The sequence below is a fragment of the Collinsella aerofaciens genome, from assembly GCF_028206795.1.
Classification (GTDB): domain Bacteria; phylum Actinomycetota; class Coriobacteriia; order Coriobacteriales; family Coriobacteriaceae; genus Collinsella; species Collinsella aerofaciens_AX.
Map to the genome: position 1 here is coordinate 224,443 of NZ_JAQLFJ010000002.1, position 18,852 is coordinate 243,294.

General features: G+C 54.6%; 13 protein-coding genes. 1 reads left to right on the top strand and 12 read right to left on the bottom strand.

Annotation, left to right across the window (positions count from 1 at the left end):
• Positions 1-2 precede the first annotated feature (2 nt).
• The 11 genes from pelF to PMX70_RS02360 all read right to left on the bottom strand — a co-directional run bounded on the left by pelF (position 3) and on the right by PMX70_RS02360 (position 16,649).
• Positions 3-1,430 (bottom strand): GT4 family glycosyltransferase PelF, encoded by a 1,428-nt coding sequence (gene pelF / locus PMX70_RS02310; RefSeq protein WP_271742742.1) that lies wholly within the window; start codon positions 1,428-1,430, stop codon positions 3-5.
• Positions 1,427-3,307, bottom strand: coding sequence for a DUF2194 domain-containing protein (locus PMX70_RS02315; protein WP_271742743.1), 1,881 nt, complete (start codon positions 3,305-3,307; stop codon positions 1,427-1,429). The genes pelF and PMX70_RS02315 overlap by 4 nt, the downstream gene beginning before the upstream one ends.
• Positions 3,304-4,209, bottom strand: a complete 906-nt coding sequence (locus PMX70_RS02320) for a hypothetical protein (RefSeq protein WP_271742745.1) — start codon at positions 4,207-4,209, stop codon at positions 3,304-3,306. The genes PMX70_RS02315 and PMX70_RS02320 overlap by 4 nt, the downstream gene beginning before the upstream one ends.
• A complete protein-coding gene (locus PMX70_RS02325) occupies positions 4,206-6,344 on the bottom strand; it encodes a DUF4118 domain-containing protein (RefSeq protein ID WP_271742746.1) in 2,139 nt (712 codons plus the stop codon). Before PMX70_RS02325 ends, PMX70_RS02320 begins: the two co-directional genes overlap by 4 nt.
• 295 nt (positions 6,345-6,639) lie before the next feature.
• Positions 6,640-7,458: a hypothetical protein gene (locus PMX70_RS02330; RefSeq protein ID WP_271742747.1), complete on the bottom strand. Its 819-nt coding sequence runs from the start codon at positions 7,456-7,458 to the stop codon at positions 6,640-6,642.
• Positions 7,459-7,460: 2 nt separating this feature from the next.
• On the bottom strand, positions 7,461-8,561 hold the full coding sequence (locus PMX70_RS02335) for an AAA family ATPase (protein ID WP_271742749.1): 1,101 nt from the start codon (positions 8,559-8,561) through the stop codon (positions 7,461-7,463).
• A gap of 655 nt (positions 8,562-9,216) precedes the next feature.
• Entirely contained in the window at positions 9,217-9,882 is a 666-nt protein-coding gene (locus PMX70_RS02340) for an RloB family protein (RefSeq protein WP_271742751.1), read from the bottom strand.
• A 1-nt stretch (position 9,883) separates the two neighbouring features.
• Positions 9,884-11,041, bottom strand: a complete 1,158-nt coding sequence (locus PMX70_RS02345; RefSeq protein ID WP_271742752.1) for an AAA family ATPase — start codon at positions 11,039-11,041, stop codon at positions 9,884-9,886.
• Between the two features lie 213 nt (positions 11,042-11,254).
• Positions 11,255-12,802, bottom strand: a complete 1,548-nt coding sequence (locus PMX70_RS02350) for an AAA family ATPase (protein WP_271742753.1) — start codon at positions 12,800-12,802, stop codon at positions 11,255-11,257.
• A gap of 302 nt (positions 12,803-13,104) precedes the next feature.
• The gene (locus tag PMX70_RS02355; RefSeq protein ID WP_271742754.1) at positions 13,105-14,916 is read right to left on the bottom strand and encodes a UvrD-helicase domain-containing protein; all 1,812 of its coding nucleotides are present in this window, start codon (positions 14,914-14,916) and stop codon (positions 13,105-13,107) included.
• Complete coding sequence (locus PMX70_RS02360; RefSeq protein ID WP_271742755.1) at positions 14,916-16,649, bottom strand: ATP-dependent nuclease; 1,734 nt, start codon at positions 16,647-16,649, stop codon at positions 14,916-14,918. The genes PMX70_RS02355 and PMX70_RS02360 overlap by 1 nt, the downstream gene beginning before the upstream one ends.
• A gap of 288 nt (positions 16,650-16,937) precedes the next feature.
• Between PMX70_RS02360 and PMX70_RS02365 the strand changes: the two genes are divergently transcribed.
• Entirely contained in the window at positions 16,938-18,173 is a 1,236-nt protein-coding gene (locus tag PMX70_RS02365; RefSeq protein ID WP_271742756.1) for a transglutaminase domain-containing protein, read from the top strand.
• Positions 18,174-18,239: 66 nt separating this feature from the next.
• On the opposite strand, the gene PMX70_RS02370 is transcribed toward PMX70_RS02365, so the two are convergent.
• Positions 18,240-18,704 (bottom strand): transposase, encoded by a 465-nt coding sequence (locus PMX70_RS02370; RefSeq protein WP_465038263.1) that lies wholly within the window; start codon positions 18,702-18,704, stop codon positions 18,240-18,242.
• Between the last annotated feature and the right edge of the window lie 148 nt (positions 18,705-18,852).

Below are 18,852 nucleotides of genomic sequence, written 5' to 3' on the forward strand. Positions count from 1 at the left end.
GGCTACTCCCCCTCTCTGGGCAGGTCAAACGCTTGCGCCGTCACGTCGTACAGCGCGCGATAGTTGGCGAGCATCTGCTCGTGCAAAAAGTACGTGGCAACGCGACGCTGGCCTCGTTCCCCCATCTCAATGCGACGGGCGCGGCTTGTGCACATGCGTTCCATGGCATCGGCCAAGCCCTTGCGATACATAGGCGGCGTCACAAAACCTGCCACGCCAAAGTCATCGCCCGGAGCGCCTTCGAGCAACTCACGGCAGCAGCCCACCTCGGTCGTCACGCAGGGACGACACGCGGCAAGCGACTCCAGCACGCTGAGCGGCTGGCCCTCGGAGATGCTCGTCAAAATGGTAAAGTCGAGCTTTTCCATGTACTCGACCACGTTGACGCGGCCGGTAAAGATCAGGTCGCGCACGCCCAGGGTTTCGACCAGCGCATGGCACTCGGCGCCGTACTCCTCGTCGTCCACGCCGCCCATGATGTGCAGGCGCACCTTGGGCAGGCGCTCGTGCAGCTCAAAGAAGGCATAGATCATGGTCTTAACATCCTTGATGGGCGCCAGGCGCACCACCGCGCCAATGTCCACCCAGCCGTCATCGGTCTTTAAGGGAATATCCTTAAAGCGATCGAACTGGATGCCGTTGGGGATGACCAGGCATTTGTCCGCATCGCAGCCCATATCAATCTGCGTCTTGCGGGCGTTATGGAACAAACTCGTCACGCGGAAGGCGCGGCGGTAGATCTCCTCCGAAAGCAGGTAGAAAAAGCGAATCCAGCGGTCCTTAAAGGACGGCACCACCCAATCGGCGCGAATGATCTCTTCCTCGCGCTCGCGGGTATAGATGCCATGCTCGGTCAGCAGCACCGGCGCATGGTGAACGCTTGAGCCCAGGCAGGCGAGCAGGCCACCGTAGCCGGTCGAGATGGCATGGTACACATCGGCCACCGGCACCTCGCTGCCCAACAGGTAGAGCACGGGCAGCAACATGGAGCGCATGGTGTGGAATGCATCGGCAAAGGGCGTGTAGGGATACTCGGCCAGGCACACGTCGCGAAAGATATCCATAAACGTGCGGCTCTGCAAAAACGAGAGCGGATGCACGCGACGGCGGTGGAAGATATCGAATAACACGTCCCAGTCCGGATTGGAGAGCGACACCAGACGGCGTAGCGCCTCGCGCTCGCGGTCGTTAAAACTGGCTTCATGTTGCTCGCCCGAAAGCCGCAGGGCATCGTCCAGGAACACCTCGTGCACCTCGACCACGTTGCCGGGCAGCTCGTAGACAAACTTGCCACGGTCGGCAGCATGCGCGCCGATCACCCACAGCACAAACTCGTGCTCGGGCATGGCCTGGATATAGCCATGCATCCAGGTAGATACGCCGCCGTGCACATAGGGGTAGCAACCCTCGAGTACCAAGCAGATTCTCATTTATCGCCACCCTCCTTGCGCTCGATCGTCACGGTCTTATCATTTGCCTTGAGCAGATACAGATTGCCCGTAAGGTGCGTCAGTTCGCCACCCGTCACCGCACCCGGCTCGCCGTTGTTGGCGCGAAACATGAGCCACGCCTCGTCGTGGAAATTGCCCAGGCTGAGCGTCCAGGCATCCGCGCCGGTATCCACGCTCACCGTCACGGACGAAAAGCGCTGGATAGCACCGGAGCATTCCGAACCGGTCTGGCGCCGCAGGTCGGGCGCAGACTTGGTAAGCCACTCCAGGTAGTCGGTCAGACCGCCCTTGTAGACCTCCCAGCCCTCTTTGGCGCCGCGATCCGGATCGAGCAGGTCGTCCGGGTGCATAAAGTGCGTACTCACGTAGTGCATGTTGAGCTCGGACACGGCTGCCAGACGCATGTAGGAATCGTCGACCATGCCACCCGAGACAATACGCGGCTGCTCCACGATGCCATCGCTCGCCACGCCAAACTCCTGAACGTAGGGCAGGTCGGTGCCGTCCGAAAAGTACGTACTGGCAATGGTCTTGATGCGCGGAACGTCGGTGCCGATAAGCTTGCGTGCGCGGGCCGAAAGGATATTCGACGGCGGTACGTAAACCGAGCCATGAGCGTTGGGCAGAACCTCGTCCTGAAACGCGATAAGTTCGTTGAGCGAAGCGACGAGCGTCTCTTTGTTCTTCCAGGTCTTGTAGACGTACAGCGTGCCGTAGTCGGTGTCCCAGAGCGCGAGCGGCTGATGGTTGTAGCCGTGAAAGCCCAGCTCGCCGCCCATCTGCAGCAGCATGCCGCCAAAATATCGAAATTGCGTGGTATCGGGTTGGCGCGCGGGCTCGGTCTGGTTGACCGCGTCCTCGTAGTTTTCGATCATCACGCCGGTATAGCGAATGCCATATTTTTGCGCGAGCTTTTGCAGATCGGGCCACCAGACCTTGGTGTAAAAATCCGCAATGGAAAGGCCGTAGTCACGCTTGATATAAGTACCATCGCCCGAGGGCACGGGGCTAGGAAAGTCGTCCAAATAGAACACGGCGCTGTTGATGACCGGATAGGCCGTAGCATCACCCAGCAGGATGATCGCCGCGGCGTAAAAACCGCGCATGACCTTGTCATAGATACCGATATTGCACACCACGGTGCGCCCGCTACCGCAGTCATTAGACCAAATGAGCGGGGCGCCCGCATCGCCGGTCATAGCCCACACACGAGCCGTCTCGCGCAGCGATACCGAAAGCGACGAATCAAAGGGGTCCGAGAACTCGTAGCGCTGGCCGCCGCCCAGCATAAAGTCCTCGCTCGGAACGATGCTTTCGGCTTTTACATAGTCATATCCGGCCGATTCAATGCCAAGCTTGGAGGCAATCACTTGCAGATAGCTCGAGTTATCCGGCGGCATGGCGAGCATAAGCGAACCGCCGGCACTCACCCAACTCATAATGTCGGTCAGATGCGTACTGAGCCCATCGAGCGACGGCATGAGCAAAATCACGCGATCGAAGGAGGTCAGCGAGGGAATGGCATCCGCGCCATCCAGGGCAAGGTCAACGTCGCGGTGCGCGATCTTCATGTCCAACAAAATCTGGTCGAACTGGTCTTTGACATCGTCGACGCCATCTTGGTCCGAGTCGGTAATGACCAGGCACGTGGGCTTTTGGCCAAAGATTACCGAGGAGGCCGGCACCGCGTCGTTGGCGGCGAGCATGCCCAGCTTGTGCTGTCCAGCGCTGTACTGCACGCCGGCACGCTCCACCAGCAGCACGGCGGCCATGGCAATAAAGACCGCCCACACCACGAGGAGTCCCATCCAACGAAAGCGGCCCACACGGTCTCGGATATGTTGCGCCACGCTCATCTGGCCTCCTCCCCGTCGCGCCAAAACGCCAACTGTTCACGGTTGGCGGCACTCAAATACACATGTTGGTTGTCGATCGCATCGATCACACGGTGGATTTCGTCACCGTCGCGGCGCATCACGGCCAGGCGCAGGCAAAGCATCCAAACCTCCTGCTCGTCGGGTACGTCGAGCACCAGCTGGTCGGTCACGGCCTGCGCCTCGTCGATCTGTCCGACATCGGCCAGCGCCGTCGTGTATCGAATGCGCAGCTCAAGGGTATCCTCGCGCTCGCAGCGACGCGCAAGCAGGAGCGCGTACTGTTGGCGCTGAATCTGAGCCACGCGCCCCTCAGCCAAGCCCGAGCCCAAGTATTCACCAAGAAAATCGCAGTATTCGTTGAGGTTTTGAGCGCTCGGGTCCGTCTTAAAGGCACGCTCCAGCTGCTGCAGTTTAAGGTCGGACTCCTTGGAGATCTGCGCCACCGCCGTCGCTGCATAGTGCGCCACCTCAACGTCGTCGTTAAGCTTAGCCGCCTGCAGCTGCGCCAGGTACGCGTCGGGCTCCTCGGTGAGCATGGAGAGCATTAGGCGGCGCCGGTATGCCGGGTCGTTGACGATGAGCGCCTCCTCGAGCGGCACTACGCCTGAATCGTCCTCACCACTCGGTACCGACATACTGCGATGCAGGTCGTCGTTGAAGCGCAGCGACTCCAGCGCAGACTCTTTCAGCCCCTCGCCAAACACCGCGCTGCGGACCGATAGCAGAACCACCAGCAACGGGCCCCACAGCGGCACAAGCACTATCACAGCCAGCATGTGTCCGCGCACCGGCAGCAGGCCCAGCTTCATGAGCGTCCACAGCATCAGGCAAACCAGCGCATGAATCAGCAGCAAGACGGCAGCAACGACAAGCGAGATCAAGCGGCACCCCCCTCACCGTCACCGTTATAAGAGATGTGCTGCAGCAGCGCCACGATGTCCTCGCCGTCGACGGGTTCCACCGCAATCTGCTTTGCGCTCAGGCGCTCGCGGATAATGGGCAGATCGCACGCCTTTGCCTGGCGCATAAGCAGGTAGAGCACGTCGCCGTCGACCAAGCCCGCCGCGTCGCTCTCGCGGATTGTCGACCCAATTGCGCCCACCAGCTCGCCGACAGGCTCCATGCCCGGTACCACGCGCAGGAGCAAAAAACTCCCCATCTTGCTATCTGCCAGCGCCTGCTCCGCCGCGAGCTCTTGGCCAAAGGCAGCCTGCTTGAGCACGCAAGTGCCGTCAACGCAGCGTTTATCCTGCGCCACCGCCTCATAGTCAAAGGCACGGCCCAGCGCGCTTTCGACCAGTCCGCACAAGATGCGGAACAGGTTTTGATAATAGAGGGTCATTTGGTTTTCGGCCGCACTACGCACAAAGATCAATACGGCGGGTGCCCCGTCGCGCTCGATCGTGTATCCAAACATGGGAAGCCCCGGCGTCAGCTCGCGGTTCACCCACAGGTTCGAACGACCTCCGTCGCCCAAAAGAGGTGCAAGCTGCTCAAGCGTGAGCGAGCGTGCGGCATCTTCGGCAATCGCGGGACTTGCTGCCACCAGGCGTGCAAATGCCCCGCCCGAAACATGGTAGATCGCCACCGAATCGTTCTCGAGGATCTCGCCCAGAAGCTCGCAGCACTTGCGATAGATGTCGCGTGGGTTGAGTACGTCGAGCTCCTGCGTCACGGCAAAGATCTTGCCAAAGCTGTCGTGGCGACCCACGATCTGGCGCCTGTACGCGCGCTTGTCCTCGATCGCGTCGTGGTAGAGCTGCGTAAGGAACGTATTGCGGTTGCGCACGAGCTCGTTTTGATCGCGCTCCGCCCTAATGGCTTCGCTGCTGCGCAGCTGCACATAGCCGCACACGGCGCCCACCACAAAGTACGCAATAAACGGCAGCCAGTTAGACGGCTCGTAGAACAGGCCCTGAAAGGTATAGCCGTACTGAGTAAAGTAACTCGCGGCCAAACCCACCGACGCCAGCAGCGCCGCAACCAGGCCAAAGTCCAAGCCATACAGCGTGCCGATCAACACCACGAAGAGCAGGCGATAATCGAGCACGTTGAGCTGGGCCGATTGGGAGAACAAATGCTCCAGTACCTCGAACAGAACCCAGGCAACGCCCGTCTCTAGGCATTTAATAGGCAGCGTGCACATCCGGATGCGGTCGATGGCGGCGCGCAAGGGGTTGACCTTCTTTGCGCGGCCAGCACCCCAACGCGCTTGAATGGTCGAAAGATCTCGCAGCAAGTCGTAACGCTGAAACCAGCCATAACGTACGCGAACGACGTCGCTGACGGGCAGGGCGTAGCCGGCAGAATCGCCATAGGCAACTGAAAGCCCTGGGAACAGCGCCTTGAGGGCCTCGCCCACCTCACCTGACGCGTGATGGAAGGTATCGGCAACGTCGAGCGTCTCAAAGTTATCATCCCAGCTATCGAAGATGCGGCGCACCAGCACCGCAAGCTCCTCGGCACACAGCAAGGGAAACGCCGCATCCCGCGCGCCCTGTAGAGCGACCGATCCGGTTAAGCACGCGTCGAACAGCGGTGCCAAAAACGGGTCCTCCAGCGCGGCAGACGCGGTATACAGGAACGGCACGCGAAGGATCTTGGTCTGAACGCCCTCGCGAGCAGCGTAGTAGCGGCAAAGGTCGTTTGCCGCGCGGGCGATAATGCCCTTGCCCGTTCGCCCCGCAGCATCGGCGGCACCCTCGGCACCCGCGGGCCCCGCTACATACAGCAGTTGGACCCGGCGACCCGCGCACGCACGAAAGACCGAGCGCAGCGTCTCGATATCGCCCACGGTATCGGTATGCGGGGTAAGGTAATTGGATAGGTAGACCACGCGGTCGAACTCATAGGCCTGTTCCAAGTGCTGGAGCAGCTCTTTCCACGAGGCATGGGGCGACGACTCGTAGCGGCGCGTGTCCTGCGCGGCTACGACCTGCACATGGTCCCCGGGGAACGCCTTGGCACAAAAGTCATCGTCAACATATGCGGTGTTGCCAACAACCAGCACCTCCATGGCGTACTCCTCCCCTAAAAACCACTTTTGTCATAGTCAAACATGCGTATTTTACGCTGTCAACGCGAGTTGGAACGCCTTTAAGGCTGTTTTAAGAACTTTTTTAGGGAATGTGGGGACTTCGAGAGTACCAATGAGCGCCCAATCCGGAAGTGCGGTGAAAAACCGAGAACGACAGACCAGACTCCTGTTTTGGACTTCCGCGACCTGCGGTTTTGTTGCCGAAAATCAGTTTGTGCTCGGAGGTTTCCGATTTTACCCCGCACTTCCGAAAATAAAAGACGGAGGGAGTTCTTTAGAGCAAGCGAATACCCAAGCCCCTCTTAATCGCCTTGTTCAAAACGTCGTTAAGTCGCTTAGGCCAATTCGCAATAAAGAATAGACAAGTGCAGCATGCGCAAAATGAATCATTGTTCAGACGATCAATCTCATTGAGCAAAAGTTCAGAATGATTGATGCCCGCCACAGTCGCAGCTAAGTCAGCCATACACTCGTTTGCATTTTGTGTCGACTGTTCATTAGTCAACCATAGCGACCTCAGGGCATGAACGGCAATAATGCAAGCAAATGTATAGCCATCAATACGCCCAATATCCGCAAGCGAATCTCCCCTCCTGGCAACCCAGTCCTTGTAAGATCGCTGACCAAAAATCACATCTGAAGGAACAAGGGCATCATCCAGAGAGCAATACTTCAAGGGATCAAAATCACGATATGCTTCAACCGATGGATAGCTTAGATATAGCTGACCCATATCAGTGCTATCGCAGTAATAATCTTGCATTAGCTCAAGCCGCTTAAAATCGAGCCGATTGTCCTGAGGATCTAAGTCAAATATGAGCAAGGTATCTGTAAAACTTGATTCGAGAAGCTGAGCCACATCATCTTTATCCGAAAGAAGCTCGGCAACAAAGGGCTTAAGATCAACGGCCTCAAAATCGCACCCGTATTCTTGGAAGAGCTTATTTAGAAAGTCGTGAACGTTGATCTTAACCCGAACAAATTGATGATTGTCTGCAAGGCCAAACGATTCAAACAATCGCTCCATCAACTGAGGCTCGCGCTTAGCACCTTCAACAATAAGTAAGACGTTCTTTTCGGACGCATTGTTCATGGCTAATCAAACTCTCCGGCACGAAGGAGCTTTTCAATGTTGTTGCCAAGCCTCAACTCGCGATCGGTGGAATCGGCCAAGGTTCGAATGCCATTTTTTGCAGAGATTTGATATACGCAGTCAGGCCGCATAACGCCATTCTTAACAAGCGAAGTGTTGTGAGTGGAACACAGTATCTGACACGATGCCTTTGAAGCAAAGAACTTCAAAAGGCTCTCTGCCATCTCAAAGTGACAAAAAGCGTCAAACTCATCTATAAACAAAAAACTGGCCGAGTCGTTTAGCTCAAGCTCAGAGAACAACTTTACCAGGGTTCTTGTACCGCTAGAACATGCCTCGACAAACGGGACGCATCGCATGGGATGTTTGAAATATAGAACAGGCGAGCCGTCGGACTCTTTAATAACAATCAGGGACTCATCGACTCCAAAATTGCGAATAAATGACTCAAATTCCGCAACTTTGTTCTCGCGTATGATCTTGTCGACTACCTTTCTTGTTTCAAACCCTTTTAATCGAAAAACGTCCATGCGAATCAGCCTCATGCGCGAGACAAATCGTCGCAACTCCGCCAAGACGCCTAAAACATTAGTCGGAAGACTGCTCGTTATATAAGAAAGAAGACTCAACGAAGTATCGGAGAATTCAAAATTGATCCCAGCTGCACCGATTCGTTCAAGGTGGTTCTCTATGAAAACGCCGCGTGCATTATTGAAATCGAAAATGAGACTCTTATCAATCGATAGGCTCTCGTGAAGCCAAGTAATGGGAGAAGTCTTTTCATAGCTGTAATTGATTTCGCGACCGTCAAATTCAAAGACATAAGTGAACTGTGCCGAGCCTCGCCCGCAATCAGCATTCAAAAACAGACGATCGTCCTGGTCAGAATAATCGAATGCCTTTGGAAAGCCGAGTGTAATGTCGAATAAAGCTGAACCGAAATTCGATTTACCAGACGCATTTCTGCCGATCAAAAGTGCAGTTTTCACGGTTCCGTTTTTAACGTTATTTTCTGCAAACTGGTAATCACGAGAAGCTGCGAAATTAAATGAAACCGGAGTCGAAAAATTCCTATAGCCATCAACAGTAAAACGCTTAAGCATGAGAGTCTCCTATCTCTTGCCGTAATTATATTACGGCAAGAGATAGGAGACCTGCATCAATTACGTCACTACGGGAAACGTCATGTAACCAGAGCCCATCCGAACCGTGAAAACCTACTGCGAGAGCCGCTCAAATCTGAAGCGTGCGGCAAAATCTAGACATGCCGACCACACTGGACAGCGACAACGCTTCTACCTGCGGTTTTGTTGGGAAAAATCTGGTTGTGTTCGGCGATTTCCACGGACCAAGCCGGACATACCGTCGCAAGGCCTCATCACAATTGGATCTGTAAGGAAAAGCCCAATTCCGGTCAATCCCTTACCGGCAACCACAGCGAATTAAGACTGAGCAACAACACGTCAGTAAAGTTACATACGAGCAGAAAAACACCCGCAATTTCGCCTTTTCTCAATTGAGATGTAAATTTCGACAGGCCAATCTTACATCCAAACAAATAATAAAAAGGGGCGGCAATTCAAAAGAAAAGCCGCCCCCGCAGGACGCAGGCCCGTAGGTTGACTGCGTCAATACCGCTAGATTCGGCCTAGTATCCTATCGGGTCCCAAAAGGTCAATCCAGTTAAAGACGGCAGGCAACCCGAAACAACATCTTTCATGAATCTCCAGTCCCATCAAGCCCGATCGAACTTGACCGTCAAACCAGATACGGCCCAATCACATCAAATATCTCGCCAACCTTAGTTAAAGGGTTTTGCGCAGATGGCTTAATGTTACCCAGTTCCCTATGGTACGCGACGAGGCGCCCAGCACGCTGCAATGCTTCGCCTCGCCTATCATCCACTGCCCCAAACATCCCGTCAAGGTTCTTGCGGTACTCGATGCCCAAATTCTTCGACATCTCCTGCGCGAGGGCATGCTGGCAGTCGGACGCGGACATATGCGCGGTCGTGTAGCGAAAGTGCAGAAGCGGCCACAGCTCGAAACAGGGGTTGGACCACAACGCGTGGAAGGTCCTCGAACCATCAGAGAGCTCGTTGCACTTACGCTCCATCGCGTCGAAGTCGGACGCAGGGAAGTCATCCTTGTCATACACGAGCCACACGTGGTCGAACGTCTCGGGCGCATAGAGGCAGTGTTCGACGGCGAAGTCGAGCAGGTCGAGCGTATGTTTGCCAGTCCCCTTAACGACTACGGCAACCTTCCGCTCGTTTGCTGCGCCCAACGCGGCGCGCACGCCCTCGAAGTAGCGAGGCTCTGTCTCCTTGCCCTCGGTCACCACGAGATGGCGCGTCATCTGTACCATGCGAGAGCGTCCCTCGCGCTTGCCGCTGCGCCAGTCCCTCGACTTTTTCGCGGCCATACTAATCCCACTCCTCAATGCGCGTGAGATACGGGTCAGCACCATAGCGGCCAGACAGGTACTGCTTGTCGAATGCCGCGTTCTTGCTGACCAAGTTACCATTTGCCTCGTGGATGTCGGCGAGCGACCAAAGCTGGCTCGCCTCTCCCTCGCTGCGTGCGGCAAACCATATCTCGTCGCGGCGAAATACATCGTTTCGCATGGTAGACACGTCCTGGGACGAGAAAATGAGCTGTGCACCATTCTTGTTGACCGCAGGGTCCTTGAACAGCAGAATGATGTAGCGAAGAAGCTTCGGGTGCAGCTTGGCATCGAGCTCGTCTACCACAACGGTAGCGCCGCGATCGAAAGCCATCAGCAAAAAAGCTGCCAGCCCCAAGAGTTTCTGAGTGCCGGCCGACTCCTCGGACAAACGCAACTCATAGCGCTTGCCATTCACGTTATGCCCCACGAATACGCGTCGATTACGGCCCTCTGAGGTCTCCTCCACCCTGAAGCCATCGATGCGCACGTCAACGGCGCGCAGAAAACGCGTAATCTCAGGTGAGTCGGCCTCATCGAGTATCTGTTCAAGCGCCCGTTCCAAAAACGAACAGTTATAGTTCAAGAACACCCCGTTAAGAAACCAGCTGGTAGCCTCCTCGACTACCGGCGCATCAAAGTTAATACAGAGAAATGACAGGTACGGAAGTCTCGGATTAAAAGTCGCGGCTGTCGCGAGTTTACGCAGCGTGGGGCCAAGTTTAATCTCAACGCCCTCGCGCTCGAACAGCATCGCCGAACGTGACGCCCCTAGCTTGCGTCGCCATAGGCCCTCATGCACAATTTCATCTGAGTGCACGGACAGGATGTAGCGGTACTCATGATTGCTTGCGCGGTAATAGAGCTCGAACTCAGTAGGTTCAGAAACAGAAACGTCATCAAACTCGAACGCCGAACAACGAGGCATCGAGGGACATTCCTCATCAAATCCACCGTCGCGGGCAGACAGCAACCTGACCGGTCTGGCCACTGCCGAACGAACGTAGTCGAGAGCCTCGAGAAGGTTGGACTTGCCGCCTGCATTGGGTCCGTAAACCGCAGCCACCGGCAAGAAGCTCTGCCCATCGGGACACGCGATAAGAGAGCGCTCAAACTCCCTCATCGGCGTCGCTTGCATGGAAAGCTCCGCCTCGTCGCGATAGGATCTATAATTCCTGAAGGTGAACTGGCAAAGCATCTTCCTCAACATTCCATTCATTATTTTGAAAAGATATATCAAAGTTTTTCTATGATTATAGACTTTAAGTTTAGTCAATCAAGAGTTTACTGTACTTAGAGCAGATGACTACAAGTAATCCGAAGGCATCGAGCGGTCTAGATATCAGTTAAATCACTTCCGCTCTTTAGCCATCGTTGCCATCTCATCAATACGCTCAATTGTCTCAATAAGGTGCGTCAAAATCTGTCCGAGTTCCTTCTCGGGTAGAGAACAGATGTGCTCACAAAAGGCCTGTTTTTGAAACTCGGAAATCACCTTTTTATCGCCATAGTCTCCAATGGTTTCCTTTTCCAGATAGAAAGCCGACGTATCAAAACTATCTTCCAGCACTAGGGCATTTTCAATTCCCTTCATAAAGTGCTTTCTGGATTTGTAAGTTTCTATTTTCGTAATTAGCACATTGTTGCTTAAACACTCATTAATCTTTTGATCGCAATCGAACAGGAAAGCAGTGAAGACCGATGGAGGATTTGCATCCAAATAAGCGGCAGCCTTATTAAGCGATGGTGCACCCGTGAATGCACACGACCCATCGGGGCTCTTCTTTCCTATCCATTTAAAACGCAGGTGATTAGTAGTATGGGCAAAAGAAAGTGCTTTGTTGAAATACTGCTCATCGGTAGGTCCCTCGAGATAAACAGTGGGGACTTCGTTCGCAAACCACGAAACCGAAAAAGCATCCTTCACCGCTTGAACCGTACCAGGACCGTAAAACTCCGGATTTGTCTGAGCGACTACCTCACCGGACTCATTCTTAGCTAGAACGATTACTTTGTCGTTATATCGACTTTCATCATGAATAATAAAGGGAGAGTGGGTCACACAGAAGATTTGAGAAGTTTGGTTCCCGTCTTCATCCTGAAACAACGATTTATAAAAGTGAAGAATCTTCTCCTGCCATGAAGGATGGAGGCTAATTTCAGGCTCGTCAATAAATACAAACGAACCTCTGAGCGCATACGAGTCCTTCAGCATAAAGCACCCACGATAGACAATCTGCTTTTCACCAGAACTCAGTTGATCAACACGAACGTCATGGCCATTCTTTTTAAAAAGAATTTCTTTATGGCCGTCGCGATTATCAACACGGTCGTATTTCAAGTCATCAAACATCAAATCAAAGGCTTTGGTGAACCTAGGCATCCTTTGAGGGACTTGAAGTCCTGAAAGCCCAATTTCAGGATTGTCTCTAGCGACCCTAGCGACATCGGCATCATCAAGCGCCTGAATATCAATGATTAGCTGATTGATCTCAGTGGGCAGGTCGCTTGACGACCGCCTGCTCTCAACTGACTCATCGATGTTTCCACTCGTTACATACGTAATTTGTTTGGATTGAAAATTAATATCAACATCTGAAAAGATTGCAGACGTGGGAAATATCTCGGCAAAATTATCCGATAGAACCATTGTCTCAAGTCCCGAATCATCCTTTGCATAGAGATAACTATTCCCGTTAATGGTTTTAAGAGAAAATCTAAACGTTCTTATTTCTTCGTCTATTTCAACTTCAATCATGTCTATATAACAGGGCATATCTCGATACTCATGCGACATGATTTTATAGAGCAGCTCCATTAAGCTGCTTTTACCGATGCCATTATTTCCAGCGATGATGACAGTATCAACGGCTTTATTTGAGGAGTCGGTTAAGTCCAACTTTAGATTACCTAATACCGGATGATTCGATAACTTCAACTTTCGAACTCGGATCATGAAAACCCCACTTCAAACTACTTTATAGCAGTTTACTAAACCCACGGTGCCAAATGATCAGCAATGCCGCGCAACCGTTTCGCAATATTCAATAGTGCCTAATTAAACAAACGCCGTATCCCACCAAAACGCTAGTGCCCAAGCCGTTCTAGCCAAAGAACAGCTTGGGCACACTCCATGAGACCACAGCAAGAGCCGCAACCGGACCTCGCGTCAGTAGCGGACACGCCCCATCCCGCCGGCAATCACCCCTCCCCGTCCATGACCGTCCAGCTTACAGGCTCAATGCCCGGAAGAGACGTTAGGCAAGAGGGGCAGGCAACCTGATAGTTCCCGTAATTTGTTCTGCGCTGCATCGAAGCGGAGACGTATACCGCTTTGCGGGCGCGAGTGACGCCGACGTACAGCAGGCCTATTTCCTCAATAAGCCCATCTGGCATTTTCTTCGCATCAGCAATCTGGCAACCTCGCGCAGAACGTAAGCATATACCAGCATTTTCGCAACGAGAGCAAATCCCTCCAGGCCAATCGAAACGCGTAACGCCCGGAATGAAAACGGTGTCCCACTCGAGCCCCTTAGCGGAGTGAACGGTCATCATGGAGATGCCCACATCAAGGTAATCGGAGAAACGTCGCAGGGAGCCCTCGGAAAAGATACTAACGATATAGTCGAAGCGCTCCGAAGGTCCCATCGCGACGCAGTCATTTTTAAGATGTTTCCGCAGCGCTCCAAGAAGCATGGCATAGGACCGCCCATACTCGAATCTCCTGGAGCCAGTCAGCAGCTCATCAGAGATGGAGTCGATTATTTTGTCCGCAGCAGACCGGCTGACGCCCTTTTCTCCAGACACTGCATCGGTAATCCTGGATAAAGCAAACGCATTGAATTCGATGAACCCCCGACTTGTATCCGAGAAGAGTCCGTTGAAGTAAGAGATACCTTCTTTAGCAAGCTCTTCCATAATGAGATCGGCAAGGGCACCACGCTTACGAACAAGAATCGCAATCCTCCCGCCACTGCTTTGAGCGAGCGCCGTAACCTTGGAAACGATGGCAGTCGCTTCGTCTTGCTGAGTAGAGCCAACAAATATGGGAAGTCGGGGCGTACCGCCGGCAATGGTGCCCTTCATGTTTGAGCGAATCGCAGCACCGAGCTCCCCGACGATAGATCTCCCAGAAAACCTATGGTTATGCTCGAGTTCCAACGGAGTTAGACGCAGGTCGGTAGTGGCCTTTGCCTTTAAGCCTTCCATTGCACCAATAAAACCATAAACACGCTGAATGGGGTCGCCGAACATGCAGATCCCCGACTCATCAGAAATCAGACCCCTTAGGAAGACATAGCACAACGCATTCGTGTCCTGCGCCTCGTCGACAAGCACAACAGGATATGCTGCCGACAGATAGGACCTTAACTTGGGAAAATGAGCGAGCAATTCAATTGCAAGGGAAATCATTGCGGAGTATGGCAAGAGACCGTTCGATGCAAACCTTTCCTTGATGATCCTATTAAAGGAAAACATCACACGCCTCAAGTCCATTTCCTGACCGTTTCTCATGAAGCGGAGGAAGTCGTCAACGGCATTCTTTTCATCCCAGGTCAGCCTGCCACCTCGCGAAACCAGCTCGCTAACGGCGCTGTTGTCATCAACCATAGAGAGCTCGCCAACGTTCACTGGGAGCGAGAGCGATTTCCAGTATCTGCGTAGCAGAGCCCAAGCAAAGCCGTGGAAGTTGGTCGCCATGACGCTGTCCTCAAAACGCTTGGCCACGGGACCAGGAAGTGCCGACATAGTGATGCCCAAATCCATACGCATCCTCCGCGCGGCGGCAACGCTAAAGGTCAGGGCCAAAATCCTTTTTGGCGGATGGACTTCGCCAGATGCCAGCAGCCAGCAAGCCCGCCCAGTCATCACCGTGGTCTTCCCGTAGCCTGCCGGCGCCTCCACGAACACCCTCTTTGATGGCGAGAAAATCGCGGAGCACTGCGACGCATCCCCACCACAGCGCGCCTCAATCTCGGCTCTAACACTATCCCGCAGGTCAGTCTGACTCATCAGCATTCGAGCCCCACGGCCTTGCGAATAATACTTTTGTAACATGTGGGAACGCCATTAGCACCAAGAGCCTCCGCGAGGGCGACGCCAGACACGACGCCCTTGTTCGATGAAAGCCATGCATACATAAGCGCACGTGATTTGGGCGTGTCTGCGAATAACCCGTCAAACTCCGATCCCCGGAAATCGTATTCAGGGTCCCGCAAGTTAACGCCGTAGACAGCACAGGCGCTTTTCAAAGCTTTACTATTCCCCTTGATGCAAGTTGCCCTCTGAAAAGGATCAATCGACTCAAGAAGCGCAATAAACGCACCCTGGTTATCGCTAGCGAAGAACGAGTCAACGACCTCACCTTCGAAATCCCGTTCGGTTGTCGTTATATGGTCTTCAGAAGTTTCTTGCAGCTCATCCTCATCTCTGTCGACAATTGAATAATTTGGAATCTCGAACTTGCCCAGAAGTTCACAGAGTGGTTTAATGTTCTTTTTCCCGCCGGCCCTGATAGGCACAACTCCATAATCATCCAGATCCATCCCAAGGTTGCGAGCGAACACCGGAATGGCTCCAGACTCTGTCTGCCCCTCAAAAGCCAAAACCGACCGCGCGAAAAAGGCCTCTCGTATCGACTCAAAGTTCAGCATAAGATGCTTTTCAACCTTGTCGGACAGGTCAATATCCCTACCGCATATGACCTTCGGCGAATTTTCGCCCTGCCCGAATCGCACAATGTTCTTATAGCCGCGAGCCAGAATGTTAGGCGAATGCGTCACCATGATCAGCTGAGCTTTGATTGAATCAATTCCGAAATAGTCCTTGAGAAGAGCATTGAATCTATCATCCTTCCCTTCGCAAATCCTATGCAAGCTCTTCGAGAGACGCCTCTGCATATACGGGTGAAGGTGGGCTTCGGGTTCGTCATAAGCCAGAACGGCATGCAGCACGCGTCTGTCATCATCATCTGAGCAAAGGCTCTCTTGAAGGCGTTTAGGCGAAAGACGCATAATGCTCTCGATTATCGAGAGCGAGGCAATAGCGAGGTACTGCAAGCCTACCCCTGCCTTTTTAAAATGAACGCCCCTCTTGTCAAGCAAGGTAACCAAACTTCCAAGCGTTCCGCCATCCGATGAATCGACGCCAGGCCTCACACCATATGATGACAGGATCGGGACGTCGCCGACGATTTCGCCGAGATCTGCAACCAGACCTTCGAGCTCGCTCCCATCCAGAAAATCGGAGACCTCTTTACCCTCCTTATCTAGATAAAGAGCGATACCTTTGGAAAGAACTTTACCGACACCTCGGGTACCATCAAACGCCAGGTCTCCCCTATTAAAGGATGCAGTCGAGTACCTGAACATGTGAACGGATCGCATCAGAGAGGGTAAAATACTTTCTCCGCTCCCTTCGGCCTTAAACTCAATTCGAGAATCCGGGTCGTCAGCAAAAGCGCAGATGGTAATGGTGTTTCCGGTCGTAGAATCGATGTCGAGCCCCGTTATTCCGATCTCGTCCTCGTCCAACTTTAAAGTTACTAGAGCCCCTGCGCGCTTTTCAATGTCAGCGAAATCCTCTTCGCTAATCGTCGCTTGATTGAAAATTGTATTGAGCAAGTCAAGCACATTCGTTTTGCCGAGGTTGTTCTCGCCGACAATATAGCTCACGTCCTCGTCAAAACTAATCGACACTCCATCGAGATTCCGATAGTTCTCAATCCTCAGTTTAGAGATCCTCATGCGTCCTCCCGACCTTTATGGTTTTATGGCTTCCAACAATCTAACACGCCTCGTGTTGTACTGAACTTGAGGCACAGCCACTTCGAGAGGCTTGTAAATCATAAGAGTAGTCCTAAGAAGGTTGTTTGCATGCACCAAGCCGTCTCCTAAGGCTCCCCCCAACATCCCCCAGAAAGTTCGCTGATGTTGACTGGGGTTCCCGTAAAATAATCCCCAAATAAATATGTGCGGAGTGCTGGCCTGGAGCTGCCTTCGGACCCTATTGGCTGCTCACCGAGAGGCTCCGCTATGAAACGACCCCTTTACTACCTGCTCTGCGCGATCGCGTGCACGTCCATGGTCAGCTCGACAATGCCCATGGCAGCCATAGCGGAGGCGATTCAGCCCCAGGCAACCGCCGGGCAGCAGGCGCAAGCCGACGCCACGGCCAGCGACACGGGCAAGGCGGAAGACGGCTCCAACACAAACGTGCCCGCAGCAAACACTGCGACAAGCAACAGCACCGACACCCCCGCAAACACCACCCAAACCGCGCCCGTGGACGCCAACACCGCAGGCGCCGCGGCCACACCCAACACCACCGCCGCAACAAGCAACACCGCCAAGCCCGACAGCACCGCCGCAGCCACCGCCCCATCCCTCCGAGCCCAAACCACCCCCACGCCCGCCGCAATCCCCGCCACGTCACAAACCGGCTACGCCCGCTCCGCCACGGCAACCCAAAACGGCGTCACCTTCACCGTCTCGTGGAACGACGCCCCCGCGGGCACCGCGACGACCTTCCACGTAACCCAGGCCAACGGCTCGTCCCAGGCCAAGGCGCGCATGGACGTGCCCACCTATTGGGACGGCGGCAGTCAGGAGAGCGTCTGTGACCCGTCGCGCCCGGCATGGGCCAGCTACTACAGCCTGGGCACCGCGGGCCACGACTTTACCTTTGACTTCACGGCGTCGGGCACGTACCGCATCTACTTCTACTTTATGGACAACGACAGAAACGACCCCCAAAACGACAAGGGGATCTACTACCTGCGCACCACGGCGGAGGTGACCGTAAACGACGCCGCCCGCCCAAGCGTCACGCAGATCGTCAACAACGCCGTGGCCCAGTGCAGGCAAGAGACAAACGGCTCGGAATACGACATGGCGCTGTGGCTCCACGACTGGACGCTCGACCAGCTGGAGTACGACCACAGCCTCAACTGGTGCTCGGCCGAAAGCGGCCTCACGCGCCACCAGGGCACCTGCGAGAGCTACCAGCGCATCTACTCCAAGCTCCTAGACGCAGCGGGCATCGCCAACGGCCGCATCACCGGCAACGGCCACACCTGGAACGCCGTAAAGATCGACGGCAAATGGTGCCAGATGGACCTGACCTGGGACGACACCAGCGACAACTGGTACGGAGACCTGGACCAGCGCCATCTGTACTTTGGCCTGACCGACGAGCTCATGGCAATCGCCCACTCCGACCACACGGCAAACTACCAGAAGGACGGCTACGCCTACCGCTCGACCGGGTAGTGTCGCGATAGTTGGTGTAATGGACACTTTGCCCCCTGCATCCAGGATCCGGAATCTATCGATATCCTAGGCCGTCTCCACGCCGTCAGCAAGCTCCAGGCTGGATTCGACCATCTTCCTGTCGGTCTTTCCCAGCTCGGCCCAGTCATGACAGCCCAAGGCGCCCCTCCGGAGCTCCGCGTCGTGCATCTCGGCCATCTTCCTCTCCGAAAAGTAGCGTGAGCCGGCCCATGTCTCGGCCTGGTCGCACATGACGGCTCCCACGAGCCTGAGCAGCGAACTCTCCGACGGGAAAACCTGCACCACGCGCGAGTCGCGTTTGGTTTCCCTTTTGGCGCGCTCCCGCAAGTTGTTGGTGCGCAGGCGCTTCCAGTGCGACGGTGGGAAGTCCAGGTGCGCTAGCGCGTCAGGCTCCGCCTCCTCGAGCGCCCTTGCCGCCCCCAGGCAGCACCCCACCAGCATCTCGCACGCCGCGTGGTACATGGCCACGGCGGTGGCGGCGTACCTGGCGCGGAAGACCGAAGAGAAGATGCTGGCCCACGCGGCGCCTCAGCTGCCAGGAGCCGGCCTCGCGCATGCAGTCGCGCATCGCTGCTAGGCCGCCCATTACAGTCAGAAATGAGCTATTCGATACCCCGTTGATGTATTTCCCCGGTGTCGGATACGATTCAAGCAAGCC

Coding starts and splice junctions, on each gene's coding strand:
- PMX70_RS02330 (WP_271742747.1), bottom strand. CDS start 7,458: ATGAACAATGCGTCCGAAAAGAACGTCTTACTTATTGTTGAAGGTGCT.
- PMX70_RS02360 (WP_271742755.1), bottom strand. CDS start 16,649: ATGAGGATCTCTAAACTGAGGATTGAGAACTATCGGAATCTCGATGGA.
- PMX70_RS02365 (WP_271742756.1), top strand. CDS start 16,938: ATGAAACGACCCCTTTACTACCTGCTCTGCGCGATCGCGTGCACGTCC.
- PMX70_RS02325 (WP_271742746.1), bottom strand. CDS start 6,344: ATGGAGGTGCTGGTTGTTGGCAACACCGCATATGTTGACGATGACTTT.
- PMX70_RS02345 (WP_271742752.1), bottom strand. CDS start 11,041: ATGCAAGCGACGCCGATGAGGGAGTTTGAGCGCTCTCTTATCGCGTGT.
- pelF (WP_271742742.1), bottom strand. CDS start 1,430: ATGAGAATCTGCTTGGTACTCGAGGGTTGCTACCCCTATGTGCACGGC.
- PMX70_RS02340 (WP_271742751.1), bottom strand. CDS start 9,882: ATGGCCGCGAAAAAGTCGAGGGACTGGCGCAGCGGCAAGCGCGAGGGA.
- PMX70_RS02315 (WP_271742743.1), bottom strand. CDS start 3,307: ATGAGCGTGGCGCAACATATCCGAGACCGTGTGGGCCGCTTTCGTTGG.
- PMX70_RS02335 (WP_271742749.1), bottom strand. CDS start 8,561: ATGCTTAAGCGTTTTACTGTTGATGGCTATAGGAATTTTTCGACTCCG.
- PMX70_RS02355 (WP_271742754.1), bottom strand. CDS start 14,916: ATGAGTCAGACTGACCTGCGGGATAGTGTTAGAGCCGAGATTGAGGCG.